The sequence below is a fragment of the Pseudarthrobacter phenanthrenivorans Sphe3 genome, assembly GCF_000189535.1.
Lineage (GTDB): Bacteria > Actinomycetota > Actinomycetes > Actinomycetales > Micrococcaceae > Arthrobacter > Arthrobacter phenanthrenivorans.
Genome location: NC_015145.1, coordinates 4,082,664 through 4,103,411, shown reverse-complemented (window position 1 = coordinate 4,103,411; position 20,748 = coordinate 4,082,664). Strand labels below are relative to the sequence as shown.

The 20,748-nt window shown below is 65.8% G+C and carries 20 protein-coding genes; 11 read left to right on the top strand and 9 right to left on the bottom strand.

What is annotated here, in order from left to right; all coding sequences use genetic code 11:
* Positions 1-2 precede the first annotated feature (2 nt).
* A complete protein-coding gene (locus tag ASPHE3_RS19020; protein ID WP_013602816.1) occupies positions 3-626 on the top strand; it encodes a phosphatase PAP2 family protein in 624 nt (207 codons plus the stop codon).
* A gap of 16 nt (positions 627-642) precedes the next feature.
* On the opposite strand, the gene ASPHE3_RS19015 is transcribed toward ASPHE3_RS19020, so the two are convergent.
* The 6 genes from ASPHE3_RS19015 to ASPHE3_RS18990 all read right to left on the bottom strand — a co-directional run bounded on the left by ASPHE3_RS19015 (position 643) and on the right by ASPHE3_RS18990 (position 5,830).
* On the bottom strand, positions 643-978 hold the full coding sequence (locus tag ASPHE3_RS19015) for a hypothetical protein (RefSeq protein WP_013602815.1): 336 nt from the start codon (positions 976-978) through the stop codon (positions 643-645).
* A 156-nt stretch (positions 979-1,134) separates the two neighbouring features.
* Positions 1,135-1,563, bottom strand: a complete 429-nt coding sequence (locus ASPHE3_RS19010; protein WP_013602814.1) for a universal stress protein — start codon at positions 1,561-1,563, stop codon at positions 1,135-1,137.
* A 43-nt stretch (positions 1,564-1,606) separates the two neighbouring features.
* On the bottom strand, positions 1,607-2,899 hold the full coding sequence (locus tag ASPHE3_RS19005; protein ID WP_013602813.1) for an aminotransferase-like domain-containing protein: 1,293 nt from the start codon (positions 2,897-2,899) through the stop codon (positions 1,607-1,609).
* A gap of 105 nt (positions 2,900-3,004) precedes the next feature.
* Positions 3,005-3,799, bottom strand: a complete 795-nt coding sequence (locus ASPHE3_RS22745; protein ID WP_254362946.1) for a hypothetical protein — start codon at positions 3,797-3,799, stop codon at positions 3,005-3,007.
* Positions 3,800-3,915: 116 nt separating this feature from the next.
* Positions 3,916-5,160, bottom strand: coding sequence for a non-homologous end-joining DNA ligase (gene ligD / locus ASPHE3_RS18995; protein WP_013602811.1), 1,245 nt, complete (start codon positions 5,158-5,160; stop codon positions 3,916-3,918).
* 112 nt (positions 5,161-5,272) lie between these two features.
* The gene (locus ASPHE3_RS18990; protein WP_013602810.1) at positions 5,273-5,830 is read right to left on the bottom strand and encodes an NAD(P)H-dependent oxidoreductase; all 558 of its coding nucleotides are present in this window, start codon (positions 5,828-5,830) and stop codon (positions 5,273-5,275) included.
* Between the two features lie 124 nt (positions 5,831-5,954).
* Here ASPHE3_RS18990 and ASPHE3_RS18985 point away from each other — a divergent pair, with 124 nt between their 5' ends.
* From ASPHE3_RS18985 to ASPHE3_RS18955, 7 genes are all read left to right on the top strand, one after another.
* Positions 5,955-6,563 (top strand): TetR/AcrR family transcriptional regulator, encoded by a 609-nt coding sequence (locus ASPHE3_RS18985; RefSeq protein WP_013602809.1) that lies wholly within the window; start codon positions 5,955-5,957, stop codon positions 6,561-6,563.
* A gap of 136 nt (positions 6,564-6,699) precedes the next feature.
* Positions 6,700-6,912, top strand: a complete 213-nt coding sequence (locus ASPHE3_RS18980; RefSeq protein WP_041652393.1) for a hypothetical protein — start codon at positions 6,700-6,702, stop codon at positions 6,910-6,912.
* 6 nt (positions 6,913-6,918) lie between these two features.
* The gene (locus ASPHE3_RS18975) at positions 6,919-7,902 is read left to right on the top strand and encodes an ABC transporter permease (RefSeq protein WP_013602808.1); all 984 of its coding nucleotides are present in this window, start codon (positions 6,919-6,921) and stop codon (positions 7,900-7,902) included.
* A 2-nt stretch (positions 7,903-7,904) separates the two neighbouring features.
* A complete protein-coding gene (locus ASPHE3_RS18970; protein WP_013602807.1) occupies positions 7,905-8,894 on the top strand; it encodes an ABC transporter permease in 990 nt (329 codons plus the stop codon).
* Positions 8,891-11,128 carry an ABC transporter ATP-binding protein gene (locus ASPHE3_RS18965; protein ID WP_013602806.1) on the top strand — a complete coding sequence of 746 codons (2,238 nt, stop codon included), beginning with the start codon at positions 8,891-8,893 and terminating at the stop codon, positions 11,126-11,128. The genes ASPHE3_RS18970 and ASPHE3_RS18965 overlap by 4 nt, the downstream gene beginning before the upstream one ends.
* A 52-nt stretch (positions 11,129-11,180) precedes the next feature.
* Positions 11,181-12,884, top strand: a complete 1,704-nt coding sequence (locus ASPHE3_RS18960) for an ABC transporter family substrate-binding protein (protein ID WP_041653364.1) — start codon at positions 11,181-11,183, stop codon at positions 12,882-12,884.
* Between the two features lie 249 nt (positions 12,885-13,133).
* Positions 13,134-14,195 (top strand): Gfo/Idh/MocA family protein, encoded by a 1,062-nt coding sequence (locus ASPHE3_RS18955; RefSeq protein ID WP_013602804.1) that lies wholly within the window; start codon positions 13,134-13,136, stop codon positions 14,193-14,195.
* 78 nt (positions 14,196-14,273) lie between these two features.
* On the opposite strand, the gene ald is transcribed toward ASPHE3_RS18955, so the two are convergent.
* On the bottom strand, positions 14,274-15,392 hold the full coding sequence (ald, locus tag ASPHE3_RS18950; RefSeq protein WP_013602803.1) for an alanine dehydrogenase: 1,119 nt from the start codon (positions 15,390-15,392) through the stop codon (positions 14,274-14,276).
* A 234-nt stretch (positions 15,393-15,626) separates the two neighbouring features.
* On the opposite strand from ald, the gene ASPHE3_RS18945 reads away from it, so the two are divergent.
* Positions 15,627-16,847: a PucR family transcriptional regulator gene (locus tag ASPHE3_RS18945; protein ID WP_013602802.1), complete on the top strand. Its 1,221-nt coding sequence runs from the start codon at positions 15,627-15,629 to the stop codon at positions 16,845-16,847.
* Here ASPHE3_RS18945 and ASPHE3_RS18940 read toward each other — a convergent pair.
* Positions 16,844-17,248, bottom strand: a complete 405-nt coding sequence (locus tag ASPHE3_RS18940; RefSeq protein WP_013602801.1) for a helix-turn-helix domain-containing protein — start codon at positions 17,246-17,248, stop codon at positions 16,844-16,846. The genes ASPHE3_RS18945 and ASPHE3_RS18940 overlap by 4 nt on opposite strands.
* 50 nt (positions 17,249-17,298) lie before the next feature.
* Between ASPHE3_RS18940 and ASPHE3_RS18935 the strand changes: the two genes are divergently transcribed.
* Positions 17,299-18,102 (top strand): alpha/beta fold hydrolase, encoded by an 804-nt coding sequence (locus ASPHE3_RS18935; protein ID WP_013602800.1) that lies wholly within the window; start codon positions 17,299-17,301, stop codon positions 18,100-18,102.
* 8 nt (positions 18,103-18,110) lie between these two features.
* On the opposite strand, the gene ptsP is transcribed toward ASPHE3_RS18935, so the two are convergent.
* Positions 18,111-19,796: a phosphoenolpyruvate--protein phosphotransferase gene (gene ptsP, locus ASPHE3_RS18930; protein ID WP_013602799.1), complete on the bottom strand. Its 1,686-nt coding sequence runs from the start codon at positions 19,794-19,796 to the stop codon at positions 18,111-18,113.
* Between the two features lie 160 nt (positions 19,797-19,956).
* Between ptsP and ASPHE3_RS18925 the strand changes: the two genes are divergently transcribed.
* Positions 19,957-20,685, top strand: coding sequence for a TetR/AcrR family transcriptional regulator (locus ASPHE3_RS18925; RefSeq protein WP_041652392.1), 729 nt, complete (start codon positions 19,957-19,959; stop codon positions 20,683-20,685).
* Positions 20,686-20,748: the final 63 nt, after the last annotated feature.

Sequence of the window (20,748 nt, the reverse complement as noted above, 5' to 3'; positions counted from 1 at the left end):
CTATGGCCGTTAACAGCAGCACCATCATCCGGGCCAAGAACAGGTCGGCGAGGTGGCTGACAGAGGCGCTCCAGCCCCCCGTGGTGGTGAGCGTCCAGCTGCTGGCCAGTCCCCTTACGCAGCCTGGCTTCCCGGGAACCGCCGGCTACGGGGCACTCGCCGCCCTGTTCGTCTGCGTCCTCCCGCTGGTCCTCTTGCTGGTGCTGGTGCGGCTGGGGAAGGTAACGGACCACCATGTCAGCGACCGCCGGCAGCGCGCCCCTGTGCTGCTGATGGCCCTCGCATCCATCCTGGCTGGGCTCCTGGTGCTGGACGCCGCGGGTGCGCCGCAGAGCGTGGTGGTGATGGTCCTTGCCGTGGTGGCGGGCGTGGTGGTGCTCGCCGGCGTAAGCCCCTTTTGGAAGATCAGCGGGCATGCCGCTGCCATCTCCTCATCCGCCGTAATTGGGGTGCTCATGCTGGGTGCGGCATGGCTTCCCCTGCTGCTGTTGATCCCCGCCGTCGGCTGGTCGCGGGTGGTGCTGCGCGCCCACTCCCCAGCTCAGGTTGTGGCCGGATCGCTCTTTGGCGGCGTGGTCATGGCCGGGATTTGGTGGGTCCTGCAGGGCCTGCTGGTGTCACCCTGAGGGCGGCGGACTTTCCCTAGTAGGCGGTGGCGGAAGCCAGCATTTCCAGGGTGGCAGGGTCCGCGGTGGTACCCAGCACCACGGCAGCACCGGCCATCAGGACACCCATCGCCGCGGCCATGCCCGCCCAGGCGGTCAGGAGCTTCCAGTCCTCCCGCATTACACTGCCCACAGTCTCGGGAAGCTTGAGCCCTGGCGCGATGAGGTTGGGGGCGCTGTCCACACTGCCGTCATCCAGCAGGGCCACTACCCGGTCATTGCCGCGGTCAACGCGCATGGAGCAGATGTGGTTGCCGTGCCGGGCCAGGAGGATGTCGTGGCCTGGGAGGTGGCGGCGCTGGAGAGTAATCATTGGAGCCTTTGGGTGGTGGCGGATGCGGGTTGTCCGCACCATTGGGGGCTTCTCCAATTTTATCTTCGCGCCCTTTCCCGGAACTCCGGAATGGCCGTGAGAACAGACACTCCCCCAGGCGACGTGCGCCACCAGGGGGAGTGTCCCGGGTAACTGCTAGTCGGCGTCGTAGGTGTTGGCGATGTACACGTCGCAGGGTGCGTTATGGGCCACGCTGTTGGCAACACTGCCCAGCACACGGCCGATTCCGTGCATCCTGCGGTTTCCCACCACGATGATCCGCGCTTCGGTCCGCAGTGCTTCCTTGATCAGGGCGTCCGCAGGGCGTCCGCGGGCAGCCGAGTACGTCACCTTGATGTCCCTGCCCAGCGAATCTGCGACCGTCCGGGCCACGTGCTCCGCGGCATCGGCGTCGGACACGATCCACCGGTCGCTGCCGCTGCCGAACACCTCGGTCTTGTCGCTGTCGAATGCGGACACCACATGGAGGGAAGCGCCCAGTGCTGCCGCGAGTTCCCTCGCCTGCTCCGCCGCCTTCTTCGCAGTTGCGCTGCCGTCCACACCGACGACGATGATTCCGCTCATGTTGCTCCTTTGCTTGGTTTCGTTGGCGCTGGTCAGGCCAAGGCTACAGCGCGGCGATTGCTTCCTGAAGCACCGGCGCAAGCCGCCTGACGCCTTCCGCGATCGCTTCCGGAGGTACGGCGCTGAACGCCAGGCGCAGCTTGTTGGACGGCTCGTCCGACGGCGTGAAGGCGGCTCCCGGAATAAACACCACGCCGGCGTCGATCGCCTTGTGCAACAAAGGATAGGTATCCACGCCTTCGGGGAGCGTAACCCACACAAAGAAGCCGCCCTCCGGAGTGGTCCAGGTGGTTCCGGCCGGCATGTGTTCGGTCAGGGCGGCGAGCATGGCGTTGCAGCGCTCCGCGTAGAGTCCTCGATACGTCCCGATCTGTCCCTTCCAGTCGTAGTCCCGAAGGTAGGCGGAAACCAGCATCTGATTGAAGGCAGGCGGACACAGCGTTACCGCTTCCGCCGCGAGGTAGTAGCGCCGCTGCAGGTGTTCGGGAACCAGGGCCCAGCCGATCCGCAGCCCGGGGGCAAAAATCTTGGAGAAGGAACCCATGTAAATCACGTCGTCAGGGTTTTCCGCCCGCAGCGGCTCCAGGGGTTCTCCGCTGTAGCGGAGCAGGCCGTATGGATTATCCTCAAGCACCAATATATTCGCATTGCGGCATATATCGACCACCTTCTGGCGGCGCTCTTTGGCCAGGGTGATGCCGGACGGGTTGTTGAAGTTGGGGATGGTGTAGAGGAACTTGACGTTCTTGCCAGCCAGCTGAAGCGCGGCGATCCGTGCCTCCAGCAGGTCCGGAACCAGGCCGGACTCATCCATTGCCACGGTTTCCACCTGGACCTGGTAGGCCTCGAACGTGTTCAGGGCACCCACGTACGTAGGGTCTTCAACCAGCACCACATCGCCGGGGTTGCAGAAGACCTTGGTGGCCACGTCCTGTGCAGACTGTGATCCCGCCGTGATGACCACGTTCTGCGGAAGGGCGTCCCGGATGCCCTCTGCCGCCATCACTTCGCAGATCTGGGCACGGAGTTCTTCCGATCCCTGGCCGCTGCTGTACTGCAGTGCGGTGAGCCCGTCCTCGGAGATGATCTTCGCTGCCGTGGCGGCGAGCCGTTCGAGGGGGAGGGACTGGAGGTAGGGGCTTCCCCCGGCCAGCGACACAAGCCCGGGGCGCATGGAGATATCAAAGACATCGCGCACGGCTGACTGGCGGATGTTTGCGGCCCGCTCCGAAAACAGTTCGTCATGGCGGTGGGCGGACGTTGCCGCCCGCTCGATGGCATCAATGGCTTCTGCCGGCAGCGTCCCTGCTGCGGCGTCAAGTGTTTCGTGGCTCACATCATCAGGATACAGCGGACTGTTGCCCGAAAAGCAACAGTTGTTTATTAGTGTGGCACAAACCCAAGTGCCGGCGACCGGTAGCCCTGCCCTTTCGCGTTGCCATTATTTGAGCGAGAGCGCTTCGGCCAGGCTGCGTCCGTTGACGCGGATTTCGGCCCGGATGGCTCCCACCGAGGCCAGTGCGGTCTGCGTGAGCTGGGCTTCCAGCCGCGGGACGTCGCAGGTGCCGGCGGGGCGGAGGGTACCGGCCAGGTACACGGTCACCGTGGTGCCATCGAAGCTGCCCGAGAGGAAGGTGAGGCGGGAGCCGGAGAGGGCGTTGTAGACGCCCGGCGGCGGGGTTTCTGCTTCACCCGGCGCCTGCAGCAATGCCTCCATGGCAGCAGGAAGTGAGTCGCCGGCGATGGGTGACTCCATGGTGATGCCCACCAGGCTGTCATTGCACCCGAAGCGCACGCCGTTCCTGCCGCCGTCGTCCGGAAGCACGTAGTACGCCGTCACCGTACCTGCTGCCGTTCCCGCGGCGGTTGCCCCGGCGGCTTCGGAGGCCGCAGCCTCGGGCGGCCCTTCCCCACCCCGCGCCGACTTGCCTCGGGCGGAGGCACTGGCAGTTCCCGGGCCGGCAGAGAGACCCGGCGCGGCAGATTCTTCACGAGCGGGGGCAGTGGTTCCCGCCGTTCCCAGCGGCACTGCGTCCTTGGCCTGCGGTGCCGGAGTGGGGGAGGACACCGCTGGGGCCGCCGCCTCCGGGGTTGCTGCCGGAACGGAGGATTCGGTGACCGGCTCCCGGGGCCCGTCAACAACGCAGGCGCTTAGCCACAGCGGAAGTGCCAGGCTGGCTGCAGCCAATCCCCGCAGCCGTGCCCTGCCCCTCTTTTCGCTCCATCTTGCTGGCATGCCTGCACCGCAATCCTTTTCCGGGTCCGGTGGATTAACGTTACGGCCGGTGCCTGCGGGCTGGAATGTCTGGAATGTACCGGTTGGGACAAGAGTTGGTCACGGGCCTTGCCTTGTCACGAGTCCTGCTGCCCCGGCCATTCCCTGCCCGCCCAGGGGTCATAATTGGCGATCAGTTCCTCCTGCGGCGGGCGCTCCGGCTCCGTGACATGCTGCAGGTTCACCCTGACCCGGTACCAGAGCGAGCTCGAGCCGCGCATCCCATCCACCAGGATGTCTGCGGGGTGGAGTGCGGGAACGAGGTCCGCGTGCCGGGACTTCCACTCGTCCAGTGCGGCCAGCGCCTCGGGCTTTGTCTTGGTCCGGGCAACTTCGATCAGCGGCATCACGGACTGCCGGCGGCCGGAGCCGTCCCCGCTGCGTGGAGGCTTTTCCGCGGGTCCCAATTCGGCAGCCAGTGCCAGCAGCCCGTCGAGCCTGCCCACCGCATCATCAATGCCGGCATGGGGGTCACCCATCCTGCCAAAGCGCCCAGGTACGGTCAGGACCGTGAACTGTTCCGGCCGGGCGGTGCGGACTTCATCCCAGGCCAGCGGGGTGGAAACCCTGGCATCGGGCAGCGGCCGGACGGAATAGGCGGATGCGACCGTGCGGTCCTTCGCGTTCTGGTTGAAGTCCACGAACACGCTTTCGCCGCGTTCCTCCTTCCACCACCGGGCGGTTGCCAGGCCGGGAGCGCGGTTTTCCACCTCTCGGGCAAGGGTTTCGGCCGCAAGCCGAACGTCCCGGTAGGACCACTGCGGCGCAATGCGGACCAGGATGTGCAGTCCGCGCGATCCGCTGGTCTTCGGCCATCCCACCAGGCCAACATCATGCAGCACCTCCCGCGCCACGTACGCGACATCCACGATCTGTGACCAGTCCACCCCCGGCATCGGATCGAGGTCCACCCGCAGCTCGTCGGGGTGCTCCAGGTCCTCCGCGCGGACGGGGTGGGGATTCAGGTCGAGGCAGCCCAGGTTCACCACCCATGCCAGGCCTGCTGCGTCCCTGATCACCGCTTCTTCAGCCGAGGTGCCGGATGCGTAGCGCAGTGTGGCGGTGTCGATGAAGGGCGGATGGTTTTCCGGGACGCGCTTCTGGAAGAACGGTTCGGCGTCGATGCCTTTGGGAAAGCGCTTCAGCACCATGGGCCGCCCGCCGGCGCCCCGCAGCGCACCCTCCGCCACGGACAGGTAGTACTGCACCAGGTCCAGCTTTGTCAGGCCCTGTTCCGGGAACAGCACTTTGTCCGGACTCGAGATGCGAACCTCTGTGCCTGCGATGCTGAGGATCTCGGCGGGCGTCTTGGAGGGGCTCATTCCGACACGCTAGCAACGATCGAATGCCGCTGCCAGAGCTGCGGCGGCGGCTTAAACAGCAGTGCCCGGCACCGTGTCAGGTGCCGGGCACTGCCAGATGTCAAGGCTGGGGTCAGGCAGCCGGCTGGGAGGCGGTCAGGGCATCGAACACGACCTTGATCTGCTCCACGACCTCGGCGTCGTCCTTGGGGTGCACTTCAGCGAAGCGCACCATGGAGCCGGGAACCGCGAGCTTGACGTCCTCCAGGACCTGGGCGCCGGCGATGCCTACAGCCTTGCGGGCCTCGTCCTGGGCCCAGACCCCGCCGTACTGGCCAAAGGCAGTGCCGACGACGGCGGTGGGCTTGCCGGCGAGGGCGCCGGCGCCGAAGGGGCGGGACAGCCAGTCGATGGCATTCTTCAGCGCGGCGGGCACGGTGCCGTTGTGCTCCGGCGTGACGAGCAGCAGCGTGTCGGCCTCACTGGCAGCGGCGCGCAATGCGGCAGCAGCCTCCGGGACCTGGCCTTCGACGTCGATGTCCTCGTTGTAGAACGGGATGTTGCCGAGGCTGTCATGGATGACCACGTCCACCTGCTCGGGCGCGTTCAGCTGGATGGCCTCGGCAAGCTTCTGGTTGGTGGACTCGGCGCGGAGGCTGCCGACGAGGGTGAGGACTGTGCTCTTGGACATGTGGACTCCTGGGGTTGAGGCCGCGAGGGAAGTTGCGGCGGGTCAAAAGCTGAGGGACGTAATGCCTTCACCAGACTAAACGGACTACGGTCCGTTTAATATTCCCGGGGCTTAGAATGCTCGTGTGAGCTTCATCCCACTGCGGCCCGGCCTGGGCCCGGACCGTTCCTCAGAGCGCAGCGATGCCGCACGGAACCGGGAGCGCCTGTTGACGGCAGCCCGGGAGCTTATCGAGGAATGCGGTGCCGAAGGGCTGACCATGGACCGGCTCGCGGAGCAGGCCGGGGTGGGCAAGGGAACGGTCTTCCGCCGCTTCGGCAGCCGTGCGGGTCTGATGCTGACCCTCCTGAGTGAGTCCGAGGCGGCTTTCCAGGCGCGCTTCCTGTTCGGGCCGCCGCCGCTTGGACCGGGTGCTCCCGGGATGGACCGGCTCATCGCCTTCGGTACTGAGCGAATTGCCTACGTCATGGAGTTCGGCGAACTGGTCCTTGCCGCCGAACACGCTTCACGGGGGCGTTACGAAGCACCGGCAGCCGCCCTGTGGCACCGGCACATCGAGGTTCTGCTTCGGGATGCGGGCTTCGACTCCGACCCGTGGCTGATGGCCAGCTCGCTGGCGGCCACGCTTGATCCGGAGCGCCTGCTGACGCTGGTCCGGGCGCACGGCGTCGCGCCTGAGCGGCTGTCGGCTTCGTGGCAGGAGCTTGTCACACGCGTTGTCCGCGGCGCGTAGATTACGGCAACAGCGGCGCATCCGTCCAGTCAAATCAACTTCACAGAATTATTCATAACGATCTGATACGGGCGGTTGGTATTCCGGGCGTTCGCCCGCAAATTCCGTTCCCGCTTGTGATAGTTTCCTCTGGAATGTGACCCGCGACATAGTCCACCAGGGCTTGGCCACCGGCCAGCGGGAGGCCAGCTACCCGCTGGTGGAGGACCCGGTGAAGCGGCACAACCCCCGCTTATCCGGGGATAACGGAAGGATCCAGCACGTGATTGTTGATACGCCCAACACCCCGGCTCGCCAGCGGATACCGCTGTGTTCCTCCCCCCGGACCCTGGCGGCGAAAAAGAAATAGCGCCCCATGCTCAGGTACCTCGCCAAGCGCGGCATCACATACATGTTCATGATCTTCCTGACCACGTCGGCAGGGTATTTCCTGGCGGTGACCTCCCTCAAGCCAGCGCTGCTCGAGCAGGAACGCATTCCGCGTCCCACTCCGGAGCAGGTGGCAAACTCCATGCGGCTGAAGGGCCTGGATCCGGAACTCAGCCCCTGGGAACGGTACGTCGACTGGCTGACCGCCATTGTGACCCGTTGGGACTGGGGCCGCAGCCCCAATGGGGCCTACATCAACGCCGAGTTCGGGGACCGCGTCTGGATCTCCACCAGGCTCTTCCTCGCCTCCATCATCCTCACGCTGGTCATCGGCGTGGCCCTCGGTGTCTACTCCGCCGCGCGGCAGTACAAGTTCCAGGACCGCGTCATCACCTCGTACAGCTACCTTGCGTACATCGTGCCTGCCCCGATTGCCTACTTCCTGGTGCAGCTGGGCGCCATCAGTATCAATGAGACCGTGGGGGAGCGGATCTTCTTCGTTACCGGCATCTCCACTCCAGGAATGGAGCCTGGCTGGGCACAATTCGTCGACATGATGGCGCACTACGCCGTACCTACCGTCGCCATCACCCTGGTGGGCTGGGGTTCCTATCAGATAGCCCAGCGCCAGTACCTCCTGGACAATGTCAATGCGGACTTTGTCCGTACTGCCCGCGCAAAGGGCCTCACACGGAACCAGGCCATCTCCCGGCACGCCCTGCGGGTGTCGTTCATTCCCGTGGCCCAAAGCATCGCCTTCACCATCCCGGCCATCTTCGCTGGCGGGTTCTTCGCCGAGAAGATTTTCGCCTGGCCCGGCGTCGGTTCGTGGAGCATCGATGCCATCTCCCTCCAGGACGTGAACGCCGCCACGGCCACCCTCGCTTACGGCTCCGTCATTTTCGCCCTCGGCGCCATCCTGGCGGACTTCGCCACCACCCTTGTCGACCCGAGAGTGCGGGTGCAGTAACCGTGACCAACCTCAACGCAGTGGATCCGGCCGCCGTCGCCCAGGACGCGCACCTGGAGGGCGCCGACGTCGTCATCGGCAAGAACACCATCATCTTCCGCCGCTTCATGCGGAACAGGACGGCAGTGGCCGGACTTGCCATCTTCCTTGCCCTGACCATCTTTTCCTTCGTCGGCGGGTACTTCACCCCGTGGGACAAGGAAACCATCGACCCCTTCAACATCGGCATGCCGCCCTCCGCGGAGCACTACCTGGGCACCTCCCAGGCGGGCATCGACCTCTACGCCATGACCGTGGAGGGTACCCGCATCTCCATCCTGATCGGCCTCGTCGTCGGGCTTGTCTCGGTCCTGGTGGCCGCCGTCTACGGCTGCACCATGGCTTACTTCGGGGGCAAGGTGGACAAGGTCATGCTCTTCATCCTTGAAGCCCTCATCATGATGCCGGCCCTGCTCGTTGTGGCCGTGGCCACCAGCGGCGGCGGGGAGGGGCTCAGGCGGGACCTGCCGTCCTGGCTGCTGCTGATCATCGTGCTGCTGGTCTTCAGCTGGATGGGCACCGCACGGCTGATCCGTTCCCTCTCGATGTCCCTCATGGAGCGTGACTTCGTCAAGGCCGCCCAGTACATGGGCATTCCGGCGCGCCGGATCGTCTGGCGGCACCTGGTTCCCAACATCGGGTCACTGCTGGTCCTGGACATCACCCGCGGTGTCACCGGGGCCATCCTTGCGGAGGTCGCCTTCTCCTTCATCGGCATCGGCATCAAGGTCCCGGACGTGAGCCTTGGCGTGCTGATCGGCGGCGCCACATCCCAGGTCCAGACCTTCCCGTGGATGTTCTGGGTGCCGCTGGCCGTCATGTTCCTCCTCACCGGCTCCTTGGCCATGATGAACGACGGGCTGCGCGACGCCTTCGACCCGAGCTCAAGTTCCTCCGGCCGCGCCCGGAAGCGCAGTGCCAGGAAAAACCGTCTGAAGGGGAGTGCGGCATGAGCAGCGAAATCGCCACCGGCGCGGACGGCCGGCCCCAGCCGGCCGTGGAACGCCTGCACGTCGCCGGCCTTCACGCTCCCCAGGACGCCATCCTCTCCGTCCGTGACCTCAACGTCAGGTTCAACACCGAAAACGGCGTGGTCCATGCCGTCCGGGGCGTCGACTTTGACCTGATGCCGGGCAAGACGCTGGGCATCGTGGGCGAGTCCGGGTCCGGAAAGTCCGTCACCTCCCTGGCCATCATGGGCCTGCTTCCCTCAACAGCCGAAGTCTCGGGATCGGTGATGCTGAAGGGGCGTGAACTGCTGGGCCTGGGCGATAAGGCCATGTGCGGGTACCGCGGCAATGAGCTGGCCATGGTCTTCCAGGACCCGCTGTCCTCCTTGACGCCGGTGTATACGGTGGGCGCGCAGATCATCGAGGCCCTCACCATCCACAACCCCGCCATGAGCAAGCAGGCCAAAGAAGCCCGCGCCGTCGAACTCCTTGCCATGGTGGGCATCCCCAGCCCCAAGGAACGCCTCAGGGCCTTCCCGCACGAATTCTCCGGAGGAATGCGCCAGCGGGTAATGATCGCGATCGCGATCGCCAACAACCCGCGGGTCCTCATCGCGGATGAGCCGACGACGGCGCTGGACGTTACCATCCAGGCGCAGGTGCTGGAGGTGCTGCATACCGCGCAGGAGGAGACCGGCGCCGCCGTCGTGATGATCACCCACGACCTTGGCGTGGTGGCGGGCATGGCGGACGACATCATGGTGATGTACGCGGGCAAGCCTGTTGAAACGGGGGCCGTGGATGACATCTACTACAACCCGCGCATGCCCTACACCATGGGCCTGCTGGGCGCAGTGCCCCGAGTGGACGTTGCGGAGAAGTCCTCACTGGTCCCCATCGAAGGCATGCCGCCGAACCTGATCCACACTCCCACGGGCTGCTCGTTCGCCCCCCGCTGTCCCCTGGCCTCGGATGCCTGCCTTGACGGCGAACCCGCCCTGGCTTCTGTACCGGGCAGCGTCCTGCACCGGGCCGCCTGCATCAAGTCCGGTGCTTTGGGCGCAGACGTGGACGTCCACGATGTCTTTGCCGCTCCGCCCGTGCCCGTTTCGCGCTTCGACGCCATCCCCCGGGAAGACCGTTCCACGGTGCTGGAACTCAAGGACGTGCGCAAGCACTTCCCGCTGACCCGCGGCGCGCTGCTCAAGAAGCGGATTGGCACCATCAAGGCCGTGGACGGGCTCACCTTCGACATCCGCGAAGGGGAGTGCTTTTCCATCGTGGGCGAGTCGGGTTCCGGCAAGACCACCACCCTCCTGGAAATCATGGAGTTCCACAAGGACCAGGACGGCGAGGTGCTGATCGGCGGAATCAGCAACAAGCAGGCAGCCGATGCCCGGGCCAAGAGCGCCATGCGCCGCGAGCTGCAGATGGTGTTCCAGGACCCCACCGGTGCGCTCGATCCGCGTTTCACGGTGTACGAGGTCCTTGCCGAGCCGCTCCAGAACGCAGGCATGGACCGGCAGGCCATCAAGAAGCGCATCATGGAACTGATGAAGCTGGTGGGCCTGCAACCGGACCATGTGAACCGCTTCCCCAACCAGTTCTCCGGCGGCCAGCGCCAACGGATCGGCATCGCCCGGGCCCTGGCCGTGAACCCGAAGCTGGTGGTCCTCGACGAGCCAGTCTCCGCCCTGGATGTCTCGGTCCAGGCAGGCGTCATCAACCTGCTGGACAAGCTCCGGGCGGAACTCGGCCTCAGCTACCTCCTGGTGGCCCACGACCTCTCGGTGGTCCGGCACATCTCCAACCGGGTGGCCGTCATGTACCTGGGCAAGATCGTGGAGATCGGCGAGGTGGACCGGGTGTTCGACAACCCCCGCCACCCGTACACCCGGGCGCTCCTCTCCGCCATCCCGGTGCCGGACCCGCAGCTGGAACGCACGCGGGAGCGCATCATCCTCCAGGGCGACCTCCCGTCTCCGCTCGACGCACCCAAGGGCTGCAACTTCGCCACCCGTTGTCCCATCTTCGCTGCCCTCCCGCCGGCGAAGCAGGACAAGTGCCTCAGCCTCGAACCGCCACTGGAACCCGTGGCACCCTCGGCAGCGGCCCAGGCCCTCGAGGCCCATCCACTGCCCGCCCCGGACCAGCGCTTCGCCTGCTTCTTCCCCGACGGGGAACTCGACGAGGACATGCTGGTGGTCCATGACCCGGCCGACCATCATGCACCTTAGGCTTTTCCAACCCATCACCAGCACCACCACCCGCAACAACGAAGGGAACACCATGAGGAATCTGAACAGGATCGGCGGAGCCGCAGCTATTGCTGCAGCCCTGGCGCTGACGGCCTGCGGCGGCGGTGGCGGATCCACCGGTCCGGAAACGGCCAAGGGGCAGGAGGCAGGCAGCGACCTGTCCAAGCTCATCAGCATCAACGAGAAGCCGGCAGCCGATCTTGAGCAGGGCGGCAAGGTCACCCTTCCGCTGGGCAACATCGGCCCGGACTTCAACGGGTTCTCCAACAACGGCAACAGCGCGGACAACACGGCGCTGCACCGTCCCATCGACCAGGCGGGAACCTGGGGATGCTGGGACATTGCTTTTGACGGAAAAGTGACTCCGAACAAGGACTTCTGCGAATCGGTGGAGAACGAAGTGGAGGATGGCAAGCAGACCATCACCATCAAGGTCAACGAGAAGGCCACCTACAACGATGGCACCCCGATTGACGTCAAGGCCTTCCAGAACACCTGGAACATCCTCAAGAGCCCGGACGCCGGCTACGACATCGTCAGCTCCGGTAACTACGAATTCGTTGAATCCGTGGAGGCCGGCAGCAATGACAAGGAAGTTGTCGTCAAGACGAGCCAGCCGGTGTACCCGCTGGACTCCCTCTTCACCGGGCTGATCCACCCCGCCGTGAACTCTCCTGAAATCTTCAACGAGGGCTTCAACGGCGAACTCCACCCTGAATGGATGGCCGGGCCCTTCAAGGTTGACCAGTACGACGCCGCCGCGAAGACCGTCTCCCTGGTCCCCAACGAGAAGTGGTGGGGCAACAAGCCGGTGCTGGAAAGCGTCATCTTCCGCCAGCTCGAAACCAGTGCCCAGATCGCAGCCTTCAAGAACGGCGAAATCGACGCGATGTCCGCCAACACCATCTCCCTCTACAAGCAGCTTGAAGGCACCACGAACTCCGAGGTCCGCCGCGGCCAGCGGCTGTTCGCCGGCGGCATGAACCTCAACGCCCAGCGCATCACCGATGTCGCCGTGCGCGAGGCCATCTTCGCGGCCGTGGACCGTGAAGCGCTTCGCAAGGTCCGCTTCAACGGGCTGAACTGGGAAGAGCCCAGCTCCGGTTCCATGATGCTGCTGCCCTTCTCGGAGTACTACCAGGACAACTACCCGGTGAAGGAAACCGGTCCTGAAGCAGCCAAGAAGGTGCTGACGGACGCCGGCTACACCGAGAACGCCAACGGCATCATGGAGAAGGACGGCAAGCCCGCGGCCTTCAAGATCAGCAACTTCGGCGACGATCCCACCACCCTTGCCTTCACCCAGACGCTGCAGAAGCAGCTGCAGGCGGGCGGCATGGATGTCGGGATCGACCAGCGCGCCTCCGCCGATTTCGGCAAGGTCCTGGGCTCACGGGAGTTCGATATGAGCGTTTCCGGCTACACCGTTGGCGCGGATGCCACTGAAGCCGTCAAGCAGTACTACGACTCCAAGACCAACGAGAACCAGCTGGGCGACGCCGAACTGGACAAGAAGATCGCCGACCTTGCATCCATCGAGGATGACGCCGAACGCAACAAGGCGGCCATGGACGTGGAGAAGGAACACATGGCGAAGTACTTCTCCATGGGCGTGGTCATGAACGGCCCGCAGATCTCATTCGTCCGCACCGGCTTGGCCAACTACGGCCCGTCCCTTTTCCGCAGCCTGTCCCAGGTTCCGGACTGGACCACCATCGGCTGGGAAAAGAAGTAACCCTCCTGCCCTTGTGGGAACCAGCTGAATAAATGTGGTACTGCTGAATAGTTCAGCGCAGCGGGGCCGGCAGCTCCTGGAACATCCAGGGCCTGCCGGCCTTCGCCGTTCCACGCCCTCTCTCACTTAACGTCGGTTTTCCTGCGGCGCTCCCTCACTTAACGTCGGTTTTCCTGCGGCGCTCCCTCACTTAACGTCGGTTTTCCCGGGACGCTCCCTCACCGGCGGCGGGGGAGTAGCGTAGCCACTATGACCGGGACTGAAGCCTCGCCCACCATCCGAACGGCCGTCGTCGGCTTCGGACTGTCCGGGAGCGTGTTCCATGCACCGCTCATAGCAGCCGACCCCCGCTACTCGCTCGAACTCATCGCCACCTCCAACGCCGGCAGGGACGCCACGGCCAGCGCCCGCTACCCCGGCGCGCAGACAGTTCCCGACGGCAATGCAGTCCTTGAACGTGCAGGTGATGTGGACCTGGTGGTGCTGGGCACGCCGCCTGCCACGCATTACCCGCTGGCCAAGGCAGCGCTGGAAGCCGGGCTGGATGTGGTGGTGGACAAGCCCTTCGCCGTCACCAGCGGGCAGGGGCAGGAGCTGATTGCCCTGGCCGAAGAACGGGGACGGGTGCTGACGGTGTTTCAGAACCGGCGCTGGGACGGCGACTTCCTGACTCTCCGGAAGCTCCTGGCCGCGGACGCGCTGGGCAGGGTGACGCGCTTCGAATCGCGCTTCGAGCGCTGGTCCCCGGCCATCGCCAAGGCCTGGAAGGCCCGCGCCACAGCCGCGGAGGGCGGCGGCACCCTGTTTGACCTGGGCAGCCACCTTATCGACCAGGCCCTGCAGTTGTTCGGCCCCGCCCACGTTGTCCATGCGGAGTTGAAGGCGCGCCGGTCCGACGAGCGCGCGGACGACGACGTCTTCGTGGCCCTGCGGCATGAGTCAGGGGTCCTGAGCCATCTCACCATGAACATGATGTGCGCGCAGCAGGGCCCCCGGTTCCGCGTCCTGGGCTCCGTGGGCGGGTTCACGAAAAGAGGGGTGGATCCGCAGGAGCCGTACATCGCTGCCGGCGGCAGTCCCCTGGACGCCGCCTATGGGGAGGAAGCGCCGGAGTGGGCCGGACTGCTGGGACGGGACGGGCACCTTGACGCGCTGCCCACCGAACGCGGCGCCTACCCCGAGTTCTACCGCATCCTGGCAGACAAAATTCTCGACGGCGGCACCACGTCAGCGCTGCCTCTTCCTGTGAACCCGGAAGACGCCGTCGACACCCTGAAGCTCATCGAAGCTGCCCGGAAGTGGGCCCATTAACCATCGATTGCTCCGCAGGTGCCGTTACCAGGGTGGAAACGGCACCTGCGGAGCATCGATTGGGGCAGGGCGTCTGGATTAAGCGGTGACCAGTTCGTGCCAGTCTGCCACCAGGGGCAGGTTGTGGGCCTCGGAAACGGAGTGGTGGGCCACGTGGCCCGCGGCGATGTTCAGGCCGGCGGCCAGGGCGGGGTCGCGGTCGAAGGCGGCCTTGACTCCCAGGTTGGCCAGGGCCAGCCCGTATCGCAGGGTGACGTTGGTCAGCGCGTAGGTGGAGGTGTTCGGCACTGCGCCGGGCATGTTGGCAACGCAGTAGAAGATGGTGTTGTGCACCTTGTAGGTGGGCTCCTGGTGCGTGGTGGGGTGGGTGTCCTCGAAGCAGCCACCCTGGTCCACGGCGATGTCCACCAGGACCGAGCCCGGCTTCATGCGGGCCACAAGGTCGTTGGTGACCAGTTTGGGGGCCTTGGCACCGGGGATCAGCACGGACCCGATCACCAGGTCGGCGTCCACCACGGACTTCTCGATCTCGTACTTGTTCGAGGCCACCGTCTTGAGCCGACCCTGGTACAGCGCGTCCAGTTCACGCAGCCGGTTGATGTTGATGTCCAGGATGGTGACGTCGGCGCCCAGGCCCAAAGCCATGGCCGCGGCATTGGTCCCGGCCACGCCCGCACCCAGGACAACCACCTTGGCAGCGCGGACACCGGGGACGCCGCCCAGCAGCACGCCCTTGCCGCCTGCGGGTGCCATCAGGGACGCAGCCCCCACCTGGACGGAGAGGCGGCCGGCCACCTCGGACATGGGGGCCAGCAGCGGAAGGGTCCGGCCCTCCTGGACTGTCTCGTACGCGATGGCGGTGACGCCGGAGTTGATCAGTTCACGGGTGAGTTCGGGCTCGGCGGCGAGGTGCAGGTACGTGAACAGGATCAGGCCCTTGCGGAACCGGTGGTACTCGGCCTTGACCGGCTCCTTGACCTTCATCACCATGTCCGCGCGGGCCCAGACGTCGTCCGCCTCGTTCACGATCTCGGCGCCGGCAATCGAGTATTCCTCATCGGTGATGCCGGAACCCAGTCCTGCGCCGCGCTCCACCAGCACGGTGTGGCCGCTGCTGCGGAACTCGTGGACGCCGGCGGCAGTGATGGCCACCCGGAATTCGTTGTTCTTGATTTCTTTGGGGACGCCGATGATCATCGTGGGCTCCAGATTCTCGGCCTGGTCAGCCGGAAAGTGCGGAAGGATTTCGTGTATCCACGATAAATCCGGTTGTGAGCCAGCTGACAGGCATGGCGAAGGGCCCCCGGATGAAAAAGCGCGGAATTCCTGGCTTTTTGATCATCCGGGCTAGACATTTGTCGCGCCGTGGAGCGGCAGGTGTCGCCTGCTGTCCGTTCGTCCGGAAGGCCACGCAGGCAGTAGTGTGGGCGCATGCAGCAGCAGGGTGTGGAACAGCTGGTGGAGCAGGTGGCGCAGAAACTGGGCCGTGGCCTGTCTCTTGAGGACCTGGACGGAGTGCTGCTGGCGTACAGCTCCAACCAGTCCCACGCGGACCGGGTCCGGGTGAATTTCCTGCTGAGCAAGAAGGTCCCGGCCGATGTAAGTGCCTGGCAGCTCTCGCACGGCATCGCGACCGCCGTCCGGCCCGTGGTGGTTCCCGCCAACCAGGACCTGGGAATGCTGGGCCGCGTGTGCGTTCCGCTGATGGTGCGCGGCTTCCGGGTGGGCTACCTCTGGGTGCAGCAGGACTCGGCGGATGAAAACCCGACGGCGATCCTCACCCAGCTGCCTGCCGTCAACCACGAGCTGGAGATGCTGTCCGGCCTCCTGCTGGATTCGAATACGGCGGAGTCTGAATTCCGGCGAGGGCGGGAGCGGGAATTCCTGGCAGCGTGTGCCGGCGAGTCCAACGCCGTGGCCGCCGTGGCCGGCTGGAAGGAGGTCCAGGGCCGCGGCCCGTGGCAGATGGTCACCGTGCTGGACGCCGAGGGCTGGGCCGGCGGCCCCGACCCTATTGCCTCCACCCTTATCCACCGTTCGGCCGCGCTCCAGGCAACCATCGGAGTTGACGCTGCCCTGTTCAGTGCCGGAACGGAGACGCATGCCGCGGTCCTTTTCCGCGAGTTGTCCGGACGGGCCAACCACGCCCAGGTACTGGTGCATTACCAGCTGGAGCTCGCCAAACGGTCCGGCCGGCCGGTGCACCGCGTCATCCTGGGCATCAGCGAGGGATTCGGCAGGCCACGGGAGCTTGCCGGCGCGTACCGGCAGTCCAAAGTGGCAGCCCAGGCTGCCGCCGTCGACCCCCAGCTTGGCGAGCTGGTGGACTGCAGGGCCACCGGCATGTACCAGCTCCTGGCCTCGGCCGGGGGAGGGGCCGGCGCGTGGGCTGATGCGGGGTCCGTGTACTTCCGCATGCTTGAGGACCATGACCGCAATGGTGAGCTGATTCCGGTCCTGGAACTCCTGTATGACAATGACGGTTCAGTCCAGGATGTGGCCACGAAGCTCCACCTGCACCGCAGCAGCATCTATAACAGGCTCGGCCGGATCCGGCAGCTGCTGGGTGTGGACCCGCTTAAGGGCATGGCGCGCCTGGAGCTTCATTCTGCACTGAAGATGCGGCGCTGGGCGGGGCGGCCCAGGATCTAGGCGTCCTGTTCCTGCGTGCCTTCCGTCGCGCGCTGGGCCTTCTTCTGCCCTTCCAGCCACTTCATGATGGCCGCGCGTGGAATCCGACGGTGGCTGCCGCGGTATTCCACGGGTATCTCGCCGCGATCGGTCATGTTCCGCAGGAAGGTATGGGAAATGCCGGCCAGCTCTGCTGCCTTGGACGTGGTGAGCATGTCCTCAACACTGCTGACGGTCACCGCTTCGCCGCGGCTGAAGCGGCGGAGGAGGTCCACGACGGCGTCCCTCGCCAGCGGCGGCAGCCGATGGACGGTGCCGTCCACGAAGACGGTGATGTCATCGCTGCCTTCCAGCGCCCGGCGCAGCTTTTCAGCGTCTTCAGGAGGGAGGGCGCCCGTGGGGCGGGGAGCGATCAGTGCCATGGCACCAGCCTACCGGCGGCCCTGCCTGCCCGGGGCGGTATGCTCGGCAGATGGTACTTACTGGCGGCCGCGACGTTAAAGCGGGAGGACTGCAGGGCAAGCTCTACGCGTCAGTTCTCCCGACCAACCACCAGGAACGGCCTGCCTACGTGCTGCTGCACGGCATCGGCGTCTCCCACCGGTACCTGGCCCGGCTGCACCTGGAACTGTCAAAGGAAGCGGACGTCTATACCTTCGACCTTCCCGGCTTCGGAAAGGCGTCGAGGCCCCAGCATCAACTGCAGGTGGAGGACTTCGCCGCGTTCGTGAGCGCTGTCCTGACAGAGGCCGGCGTTTCCCGTTATGTGGTGGTGGGCCATTCGATGGGGACGCAATTTGCCGTGGAACTGGCGTTGCGGGAACCCAGCCGGGTGGCCGGTGCCGTGCTGATGGGGCCGGTGGTGGACACGCCCAGGAAGACAGTCACCAAACAGGCCCTGGCGCTCACGCGTGATGCGCTGTTCAGTGAGTCCCTCACCTCGAACGCTCTCGTTTTTGGCGACTACTTCCGGGCGGGCCCGCGCTGGTACCTGACTGAACTGCCGGTGATGATGGCCTACCCCATGGAGGAAAGGCTGGCAGCCGTCAGCCAGCCCGTCCTGGTCCTCCGCGGCGCCAAGGACCCCGTTGCGCGTCGTCCCTGGTGCGAACGCCTGGCGAGGGTGGCTCCCCACGGCAGCATGGCGGAGGTCCCGGGGCAGGGCCACGTTGTCCAGCACACTGCCCCGGACGCCGCCGCGGAAATCATCACCGGATGGGTGCGGGCGGCGGCCCTGCCGGCACCGTGCCAAAAGACCGCCGCTCCTGAGGCCTAGCGTCTCGGTTAGAGCCCGAGTTCCGCCAGGACGGGCAGCTTCTCCCGCACCCATGCCCGGGCTTCCGTGGCGCTGGGGGCGGACAGGGCGAGCTTCGCCAGCTGCTGTGCTTCCTCCAAAGTCACGGTCTTCAGGACGGCCGCCACGGCAGCCAGGGAGCGCGCCGTCATGGAGAGCGTGCTCACCCCCAGGCCGGTGAGGACGACGGCGAGGGCGGGATCCGCGGCTGCCTCGCCGCAGACGCCCACCGGCTTGTTGTTGCCTTCCGCGCGGGAACCTTCCACGGTCAGGCCCACCAGCCGCAGGACGGCCGGCTGCCAGGGGGTGTTGAGGTTGGCGAGCGGGCCCAGCTGGCGGTCGGCCGCCATGGCGTACTGGGTGAGGTCGTTGGTGCCCAGGCTGGCGAAGCTCACCTCGCGGAGGATCGCTTCGGCGGTCAGGGCAGCGGAAGGCACTTCCACCATCACGCCGGGCGTCTTGATGCCGGCGTCCGTGCACATGGAGGCAAACCGGGCAGCCTCTTCGGCCGTCGAAATCATGGGGGCCATGACCCAGACATCCGCCTCGGACTGCTGCTGCGCCAAGGCGATGGCCTCCAGCTGGCGGTCCAGGACCCCGGGGGTGGTGAAGTCCGTGCGGTAGCCGCGGACACCCAGGGCGGGGTTCGGTTCCGTGGAGTCAGTCAGGAACGGCAGCGGCTTGTCCGCTCCGGCGTCGAGCGTGCGAAGGACCACTTTCTTGCCGGGGAAGGCGTCAAAAACGCTCTTGTAGGCCGCGGCCTGCTCTTCCACGCTCGGCTCGGTGTCCCGTTCCAGGAAGCAGAACTCGGTGCGGAAGAGGCCCACGCCCTGGGCGCCCAGCTTTGCGGCCGCTTCGGCGTCCTTGCCGCCGCCAACGTTGGCGAGCAGCGGCACCAGGTGGCCGTCCGCCGTCGTACCCGTTCCGCTGAACTCCGCCAGCAGGGAAGCTGTGGCAGCCCATGCCTCTGCTGCGGCGCGCAGGGATTCGTCCGGGTCGGAGGTGACGCTGCCGGCGGCGCCGTCAACATACACTTCGGTGCCGTCCGGGAGATCGTCCACGCCCGTGGCCGCAACGACGGCGGGAAGGCCGAGGGAGCGGGCGATGATGGCGGTGTGGGACTGGGGGCCGCCGCCCGCGGTAACCAGGGCCAGGACCTTGTTCGGGTCAAGGGTGGCAGTGTCCGCCGGGGCCAGGTCTTCCGCCACCAGGACGAAGGGTGTGTTCGACGCCGGGATGCCGGGTGCGGGAACACCACGAAGTTCGGCCACGATCCGTGCGCGCACGTCCAGGACGTCGGTGGCCCGCTCAGCCATATAACCACCCAGGTTGTGCAGCATTTCGGACACGGAGGAGCCTGACTCCCAGATGGCACGCTCTGCCGACGTGCCGCGGGCAACCAGCTTTGCCGCGCCCTTGATCAGCATGGTGTCCTTGGCCATCAGCGCGGTGGCTTCCAGGACGGCCTTGCCGTCACCGGTGGCGTGGGCGGCACGGTCCTTCAGGTCATCGTGCACGGCCTGGGAGGCCGCCTTCAGCGCTGCTGTCGCTTCCTCTGCCGTGGTGCCTGCTGCCAGCTGTTCGCCGGCGGGAGGTTCACTGATGGGCTTGGGCATCTGACGGACGGTGCCGATGACGCGGCCTGGGCTGACGCCTACTCCTGGGAAGTTCTGCACTGAAGGTCCTCATTCTCTGCCGGTTGCCAGGCCCGCCCATCTGTCCGGCGCCATGCCGGCCGCCGTCGGACTGCTGCATCCGGAGGCGGGAAACGTGCCTGAAAAAAATTGTATGTGATTCAGTTCATATAGCATTGCTATAGGTGCTAGGGTAGCGGTTATGAGTTTGGATGGCCAGCTTCCCCCCAAAATGCGGCTGCTCCGTGCCGCCGCGGAGTTGCTGGCAAAGTCGGGTGGCGCGCCGGTGTCCACCCGCCAGATCACGCAGCTGGCAGGCGTTTCAGCTCCCACCCTTTATCACCACTTCGGTGACAAGGAAGGACTGTTCGATGCCGTCGTCAGCGCAGGGTTTGAAGAGTATGTAGCGGGCGAAAGGGATTTCGCCCCCTCCGGACAACCTCTCGAGGACATCCGGAGGATGTGGGACAACCACGTCCAGTTCGGGCTGAACCAGCCGGAACTGTACCTGGTCATGTTCGGTAACATCCGCCCGGAAAGCCGGCCGGCCATCGTTGCAGATGCCGAGGCACTGATGGAGGAGATGCTGAACAAGGCAGCGGCGGCGGGCCAGCTGAACGTCCAGCCCAGGGAAGCAGCCAGGTCCATTCTGGCGGCCAACGTGGGCGTGACGCTGATGCTGATTGCGGAACCCGCCTCCGAACGCAACCTTGAACTGTCCACCATGACCCGGGACGCCATGATCTTCGCGGTGTCTGCCGAGCCCGCCAGCGGCGCGGCTGCGGGCGACGCCGGGAAATCCTCGGTAGTGGTGGCAGCGATTGCCCTGAACGCCGCACTTCAGGCTTCGCACTCAGACCAGCTTTCGAGCTCGGAACTCAAGCTCTTCCTCGAATGGCTTCACCGCATCTCCACCAGCCCCACGGGCTGAAAACGCGAAGTCCCAGCAGTACGTCGTCGTAATCATCGAACCATCCTGCGGAGCCGCAGGAAT